This is a genomic window from Nitratireductor aquimarinus, from assembly GCF_017255295.1.
Classification (GTDB): Bacteria; Pseudomonadota; Alphaproteobacteria; order Rhizobiales; family Rhizobiaceae; genus Nitratireductor; species Nitratireductor aquimarinus.
This window is the reverse complement of record NZ_JAFKDE010000003.1, coordinates 555,590-561,875: the sequence shown is the minus strand read 5'-3', so window position 1 is coordinate 561,875 and position 6,286 is coordinate 555,590. Positions and strand designations below refer to the sequence as shown.

The following is a 6,286-nucleotide window of genomic DNA, read 5'->3' as shown; positions in this document are numbered from 1 at the left end:
GCCGACGCTGCAAGCGGGAAACTCTGGTCGGGCTACGCCCTCCCGACGTTCCCCGCTTGCAGCGCAAAGTGGACTACTTTTGCGCCGCCCAATGGCCGACTTTTACTCCGCCGTTGACAGATTTCTCGGAGCTCAGCGAGCGCGTTTTCTACTCTGACCATTCAAGTTCGCACCAGTCCAATGTGAAGAGACGTCGCAATGCCTAAGGGGCCTCTACTTCGGCGATGAGGCCGTCATGATCACTCACGGTCACATCGTCAATGTCTCTGGAAATGCCCCACGTTGCCCTTGGCGAAAGCATCGGCGAGCCCGCAATATGGCAAACAGGCTGCTTCTCCAGTCCTTCAATCGAGGTGCCGGCCGTCCACACGTTCAACCCTTGCATTGCATCTTCGAGAGCATCGGCGGCCATCGCAGGCACCAATTTGCGCGGCATGCGTTGGTTGAAATCACCGATGACTACGGTCGGAATGTCGTGCTGTTTCCTGAGCAGGGCGGTAAGCCCCTCAAGGTACAGCATGTGCTCATCCCACCTCGCACTGTCCTTTCGGCCAGTCGTTACGTGAGCCATGCTCCACGGGATACAGACACCAATCACTTGTAGCTGGCCAGCCGGGGTCTCTGTCACACCCGCAACGAAACGACCAGGCGGCAGTCTTGTGTCACCAATATGATCGATTGCGGTCCATGGCGAGCGGCTCCAGAGCGCCACCTTGTATCGACCTTTGGTGATTGAATACCCGTGGTCTGCGGCACTGGTGATCCTGAACCACTCGTCAGGAAGAAAGTCATCATAGGCCTCTGGGCAGCAGATAATATCTGCATCCGCTTCCAGTATCCGCTGCCTTTGCAGAGTGCCTTTTTGTGATGTCTTGCGGTTCCAGGCAGTGTTCCAGCACAATAAACGTGTTGCGCGATTTCGCGATGTCTCTGGCAAATCCATCCCCCCGGTAGCCTGCCGATCTCGTTACCTCTTGTCCCTCAGTGAAATGCTGAATGGCCTCATTCGCACCATGCGGACCTGTACCCCGGCTTCCAGCGAACGGCATAGCCATCCGCCATCAGGATTTCCCCCGCAGTTTTCCCGTTTGGCATCCGCACCCACACAAGTGGACGCTTCCAGCGGTCACGCTCGCCGCTGTCCTCGATCTTCACGTCCTCCCGCAGAAGCTCGGCCAGCCGCAGTTTGGCCTGTTTGCCGAGAAGCTTCTCCTTCGGGCATTTCGCATTGCGGATCTCTGGAGTGTCGATCCCGGACTTGAACGGCGCGCCTGGTCCCATGATGCGCATGTTCTGTCCATTGCACTTGATGGTGTCTCCATCGACTGCAGACAGGGACAAGCAGGAAATGAGGGTGGCGGCGAAAGCGATCATTCAGAGCTCCAAAACAGACCGCATGTGAGCAAGTCGGGGCTCACTCTTCAATGGGGCGAGAGCGTAAGAGCCCGAACCGTTTGGAAAGGTTGTTCACAGGATGCGATTTTTGTGGACGGAAACACGGCTCGGAGCGTGGGACACCTCGCTCGTAACCCATTGAAATGCATAGAACGCAAAAACAGCGGCGTGGGACACCAAAAGCCCGGAAAATAAGGCGTTGCGGCCTGTTTGCGAGTCTTCTCGACCGCACCAAGCTCTCTTCCGAGAAAGCTGTTCCTCCCGGTCATCTTCGGAATGTATCGCGCACAAAGCCGCGAACGCTTAAATTCCCTCAGAGTTTTAGACGTCTTTAGAACAAGCCGCGCTTGCTGTCCGGCGCTTTGTTTCTCGATCCGAGCAGTCCACCATCACGATGTCAGCACGCGTGCTTCCGTCGCGGCGGTGAGAAACGCTTGCATTGCCGCATCGCCGGTCGCTCTGCCATCCATGGCCCGCTGGCAGACGATCAGCGCTTCCCGGTGCGCTTCGCTGCCCGGTTGCCGCCAGTGGCCGTCCAGCAGTTCCAGAGCCTGTCTGGCGCTCGAAATGTATCGAATATCGCCCGTGATGCATTCTGCAATCGGTACGGGTTTGGAAAACCATCCTTCATTCATTGCCGGCTCTCCCAGCCTGTTGAGGCGGGGATTTTACCACATGGAGAAGGGAACACGCGCCTGCATCACCGAGATGTGAAGTGGGCGAAAAGCCAAGTGGAAGGCCCATGTTCATCGCCGCAGGCGTTTGTAAAAGCACTGCGCTTTTAAGGTTTTAGGCAAGAACCTGGAAATACTGGATGATCCAGAGGACCTGGATTGCCAGCGCTGCCGTCACGAAACTGAGGTGGAAGCGGCGGCTTTTGACGAAGATGGCCACGATGGACAGGGTGATCATCACCGCCTGCCGCAGGGGATATTCAGGCCCGAGGTTTTTGAAATGCTCAACGCCCTTGGCCAGCGTGTCGATGATGTCCACCGCATAAAGCGCAGCCAGAAGCGCAAAAAACCACGTCTGCCGCGAATGGAAGTAGTCGGCGAACCCCGAATACTCCTTCATGTCGTCGGGAAAAAGCAGCGCGCAGATGAAGAAGAACAGCGCGGCATACATGATGACGAAGATGTAGTGCTCGAAGGTCCAGTGCGAGATGTAGATCAGGCTGAACTGAAACCACCAGAAGTGCACGACGGCCAGAAACAGGAACAGAACCCAGCCGATATGCACCGAATAGATGCGGATCTTGCCCGGATGCTGAACGAAATGGGCCAGGCCGTTGAGGAGCCGCGCGAGGCTCAACCCCATCACAACACCCAGCACAACGCGAATATGGATGAGCTGATCGGTGTTGGGGATCGACTGCTCCATTGCGCGCGCCTGCTCCTTCCATCAGCCGAATCGTCAGGCCGGATTGCTTTAACTCATAAGCATTGCACTATCGGTGAAACGATTTGGCAAGCCGCGCGCCGGATTCTGGCCGGTGCAGGGCGCATCGAGAGCACATCAAGGGAGCATCAACAGCGTATGGAAGGGGGCGCGCCGCAGGCGGCGGTCAGCCGGAAACGGGCGCCCTTTAGAGGTCGATGCTCCTCGCGTTACCCTGCGGCCTCGGCCTTCTCTATCGAGATGACCTGCTTCGGATCAGCAAAGTCAGCACCATTGTTGTGCACGATCTCGATGATCTTCAGATACACGTCCTGCTGGACGTCCAGCCACTCCGCCCAGTTGGTGGTCTTGGTGAAGCAGTAGACCATGATGTTCAGCGAATACTCGCCAAACTCGTTGAAGTAGATGAGCAGGTCCTGTTTCAGGTCGATGCTCGGATTCCCCCGCAACATCGCCCGTATGTCCGTGATGATGGCATTGATCTTCGCCGCATCCTCGTAGCGCACATTGATGGACGTGCTGATCCGCCGGTTACGCATCTGGCCGGGATTCTCGACGCTGATCGATGAGAAGAGCGAATTGGGAACGTAAAGCGGGCGGTTGTCGAACGTCGTTATGCGGGTCATGCGCCAGCCGATCTCCTCGACGGAGCCCTCGATCTGGCGGTCGGGCGAGCGGATCCAGTCGCCCAGGTTGAACGGGCGGTCGAAATAAAGCATCACGCCCGAGAAGACATTGCTCAGAACATCCTTGCCGGCAATGCCGATGGCGATGCCGCCAAATCCGCCAAAGGCGAGCAGGCCGGACAGGCTCAGCCCCAGATGCTCGCCAAAGAGCAGAACGAGCGACAGGACAATCGCCATTTTGAGAACGCGTGCAACACTGGTCGCCGACGTTCGGTCGCTGCCTTTCTGTACCTGGGCATAGGTCAGTCGGTTGATGAGGTGAAACATCTCCTCAATCACGGCCAGGCCGATTGCCACATAGGTCAAATCGTCAATAAAATCAGGCTGTATCAGTGTCACCTTGTAGTGCACCAGCAACTGATCGATGACCGTGTTGACGGTCAGCAACAGGCCTGTGACCGACAGCAGATAGATCGCATGGACGACGATGCTGTGCGACCATTTTCCATTCCTGCGCATGCCATAGAGGCAGCCGAGCACAACGGCCGAAAAGGCCACGATCAGACCCAGATCGATCCAGTAGAATGTCATGCGATCACCTCGCTGTTGTCCGCAATGTGCAGGCAATGGGCGCAGCATGCAGATAAGATCGTCATATTGCCCGTGAACACGGCCCGGCGCGCAGAACGCGCCGGCTCAGGTGAGTCAGGCGCTTTCCAGAAATCACGCATCTGCCCTGCCGTCCATCGGGATTCTTGAAGCGGGGCCGCAGTTGCCGGCCCCGTTTCCTGTCTCGCCCGCATATGATCGCTTTCTTGGCGAGGCTGCAGGCCGGGTGGCCCGTCAGGGGCAGAACACCGCATTGGTAAAGGCCTGCCAGCCATCACTGTTGGTGACCTCGGCGCGCACATAGAGGTCGTCGGTCTTGCAGCTATACTCGGGTGAATAGCTGTCATCCATGGCGAGAACCTCGCCATCGCGGCCGATGAAGCGTGTGCGGTAGCTGGTCGGGTTGAAGTCGCCTTCCTTCAGGTAAAAGCCATGCCAGCCAATGTCGCTGGAGGCCGGGTCCAGCGTGATGGAGAGCCTGCCTTCGCCCATCTGAAGGTCCGTGAAGGTCACGCCTGTGGAGGCATAGAAATGCCCCTTGTCGAGTGCGGCCCGAATGGCGTCGTCGCTCAATTCATTCGCGAACACATACATCCAGACCCGGTCGGCAAGGGCCTGCTTGCGGGGATTGTGATGGTTCGGGGCGCTTTGCTGCGGGAAGTGGTGGCTGTCATCCGTTCCCCAGCCGAAAATCTGGCGGCCGGTGGACAGAACCTCGTCCCAGATCTCGAAGGTCGAGGCGTGCCCGTTTCCGCCAAAGTCGTTCATGCCCGGTTCGCCATTGCGGATTTCGACATGGCGGCTGGCCATCGGGTCGGTTTCAAGAATGTCCTTGGCGGTGATGCTGTAAAACATGTTGGGGTGCGAGATGACGGGAATGCCGCCCGCGGCGCGGCCGGTTTCGGCCTGCGCCTTCAGCACCGCCGCCGTGCTCCACGACGTGTCGCAGGGAACCTCCAGCTGGTCGTCGCTCGGCAGGCCAACGACAATCGTGTCGATCACCCCATAGGGCGGTTCGCCCACGGGTTCGCAGTTGAGTTCGTTGCCGGCCATTACAAGCGTGCGTCCCGGGCGGTCCCAGTAAGGTTTCACGCCTTCGAAGACGGGAGTGGTGTAGTTCAGGTCGGTGAAGGAAACGATGTTGTAGTCCCGGCTGAAATAGTAATTGAGCGGGACATCCGGCGGCGTGGTGGGGATGAGGTCGGGCAGGCCCCAATTTGCGTGAATATGAAACTGCGCCTTGAACCATGAGCCATCCTCGGGGAAGGCTTCAAGAAACTTGTTTGGATCTGTTTTCTCTTGAGCGAGGGATAGCGCGCTCCCGCCAGCCAATAATGCGGCGGAGAGAAGCGTAAATCCGAATAGTTTTTTCACGTTGAATTGCCCCGGTATATTCAATTTCTAGTTTTTATATGGCGTTTCATTTTCAGATTGAGCGAAATGCCAAATGAATTGCTAGCATCCGATCCAAAAGATCATCAACGGGGCTGATATAATTGTCCCGGTATAAATGCTTGATGACAGAAGGATTGGTCACCCGGTTGCGCACTGGATTGGAGCCGGGCGAGGGGCGGGCGATCTTGTTTCTGTTGGTGGGGGCGGAGGCGGAGGCTCAGCCGTGCGGCGAAAGCCGGCTCGCCGGGTGCCGGTTGGCTGCCCGGTCATCGATATGGCGGCCATCGATGTATCTGCGGCTGATCGCGCGTGACAGCAGCTCCACCGTCGCGGTCGAAACGACGATAACGGAGATGGCCAGCGCCAGCGCATTCATGATTTCGGTCAGGGTATCCATGGTCTTCGACCTTGCAGGGCAACAATGACGATAAGTCGTTGCCCGGCAAAGCGATGCATCACGAATTCTTCCGCCCATTAAGAAACCGGCAGGGCGCAGGACCCTGCCGGTTTCAATTGTCTGGCCCTGTGCGCTCGCCGCTATTTCGCGACGGCGCGCACAATGGCTATGAGAATACACGCGCCGATGAAACCGGCGATCAGGTTGCCGAGCCAGCCGGCAAACGAAATTCCCACCACGCCCAGAAGGGCGTTTGCGACGGCCGCGCCGACGATGCCCAGAACGATGTTCATGAGAAGGCCGGTGTTGGTGTCCATGAACTGTTTTGCCAGCCACCCGGCAATGCCGCCGATGATGATGGCGGCGATCCAGCCAATGCCCTGCATCAGAATCACTCCTTGAAAAGAAAGGCGGCAAATGATCGACCGGTTTCGCCCTCCGTTTCAAGCCGACCAGCGAAAGAATG

Annotated in this window: 8 protein-coding genes; all 8 read right to left on the bottom strand. The window is 57.7% G+C overall.

What is annotated here, in order from left to right:
• Positions 1-202: 202 nt before the first annotated feature.
• The 8 genes from JYP46_RS07385 to JYP46_RS07350 all read right to left on the bottom strand — a co-directional run bounded on the left by JYP46_RS07385 (position 203) and on the right by JYP46_RS07350 (position 6,206).
• Positions 203-943 (bottom strand): endonuclease/exonuclease/phosphatase family protein, encoded by a 741-nt coding sequence (locus JYP46_RS07385; protein ID WP_206547709.1) that lies wholly within the window; start codon positions 941-943, stop codon positions 203-205.
• A 59-nt stretch (positions 944-1,002) separates the two neighbouring features.
• Complete coding sequence (locus JYP46_RS07380; protein ID WP_206547708.1) at positions 1,003-1,374, bottom strand: thermonuclease family protein; 372 nt, start codon at positions 1,372-1,374, stop codon at positions 1,003-1,005.
• Between the two features lie 410 nt (positions 1,375-1,784).
• A complete protein-coding gene (locus tag JYP46_RS07375) occupies positions 1,785-2,030 on the bottom strand; it encodes a DUF982 domain-containing protein (RefSeq protein WP_113154976.1) in 246 nt (81 codons plus the stop codon).
• 154 nt (positions 2,031-2,184) lie between these two features.
• On the bottom strand, positions 2,185-2,775 hold the full coding sequence (locus JYP46_RS07370) for a hypothetical protein (RefSeq protein ID WP_113154977.1): 591 nt from the start codon (positions 2,773-2,775) through the stop codon (positions 2,185-2,187).
• 227 nt (positions 2,776-3,002) lie between these two features.
• Positions 3,003-4,010 (bottom strand): mechanosensitive ion channel family protein, encoded by a 1,008-nt coding sequence (locus JYP46_RS07365; RefSeq protein WP_113154978.1) that lies wholly within the window; start codon positions 4,008-4,010, stop codon positions 3,003-3,005.
• Positions 4,011-4,262: 252 nt separating this feature from the next.
• Positions 4,263-5,402 carry a CehA/McbA family metallohydrolase domain-containing protein gene (locus JYP46_RS07360; protein WP_206547707.1) on the bottom strand — a complete coding sequence of 380 codons (1,140 nt, stop codon included), beginning with the start codon at positions 5,400-5,402 and terminating at the stop codon, positions 4,263-4,265.
• Between the two features lie 238 nt (positions 5,403-5,640).
• Positions 5,641-5,820, bottom strand: coding sequence for a hypothetical protein (locus JYP46_RS07355; protein WP_206547706.1), 180 nt, complete (start codon positions 5,818-5,820; stop codon positions 5,641-5,643).
• A 140-nt stretch (positions 5,821-5,960) separates the two neighbouring features.
• Positions 5,961-6,206, bottom strand: a complete 246-nt coding sequence (locus JYP46_RS07350) for a GlsB/YeaQ/YmgE family stress response membrane protein (RefSeq protein WP_113156265.1) — start codon at positions 6,204-6,206, stop codon at positions 5,961-5,963.
• Between the last annotated feature and the right edge of the window lie 80 nt (positions 6,207-6,286).

Bases quoted from the DNA above. Each gene is read 5' to 3' on its own strand.
- JYP46_RS07385 (WP_206547709.1), bottom strand. From the start codon at position 943: ATGGATTTGCCAGAGACATCGCGAAATCGCGCAACACGTTTATTGTGC.
- JYP46_RS07380 (WP_206547708.1), bottom strand. From the start codon at position 1,374: ATGATCGCTTTCGCCGCCACCCTCATTTCCTGCTTGTCCCTGTCTGCA.
- JYP46_RS07375 (WP_113154976.1), bottom strand. From the start codon at position 2,030: ATGAATGAAGGATGGTTTTCCAAACCCGTACCGATTGCAGAATGCATC.
- JYP46_RS07370 (WP_113154977.1), bottom strand. From the start codon at position 2,775: ATGGAGCAGTCGATCCCCAACACCGATCAGCTCATCCATATTCGCGTT.
- JYP46_RS07365 (WP_113154978.1), bottom strand. From the start codon at position 4,010: ATGACATTCTACTGGATCGATCTGGGTCTGATCGTGGCCTTTTCGGCC.
- JYP46_RS07355 (WP_206547706.1), bottom strand. From the start codon at position 5,820: ATGGATACCCTGACCGAAATCATGAATGCGCTGGCGCTGGCCATCTCC.
- JYP46_RS07350 (WP_113156265.1), bottom strand. From the start codon at position 6,206: ATGCAGGGCATTGGCTGGATCGCCGCCATCATCATCGGCGGCATTGCC.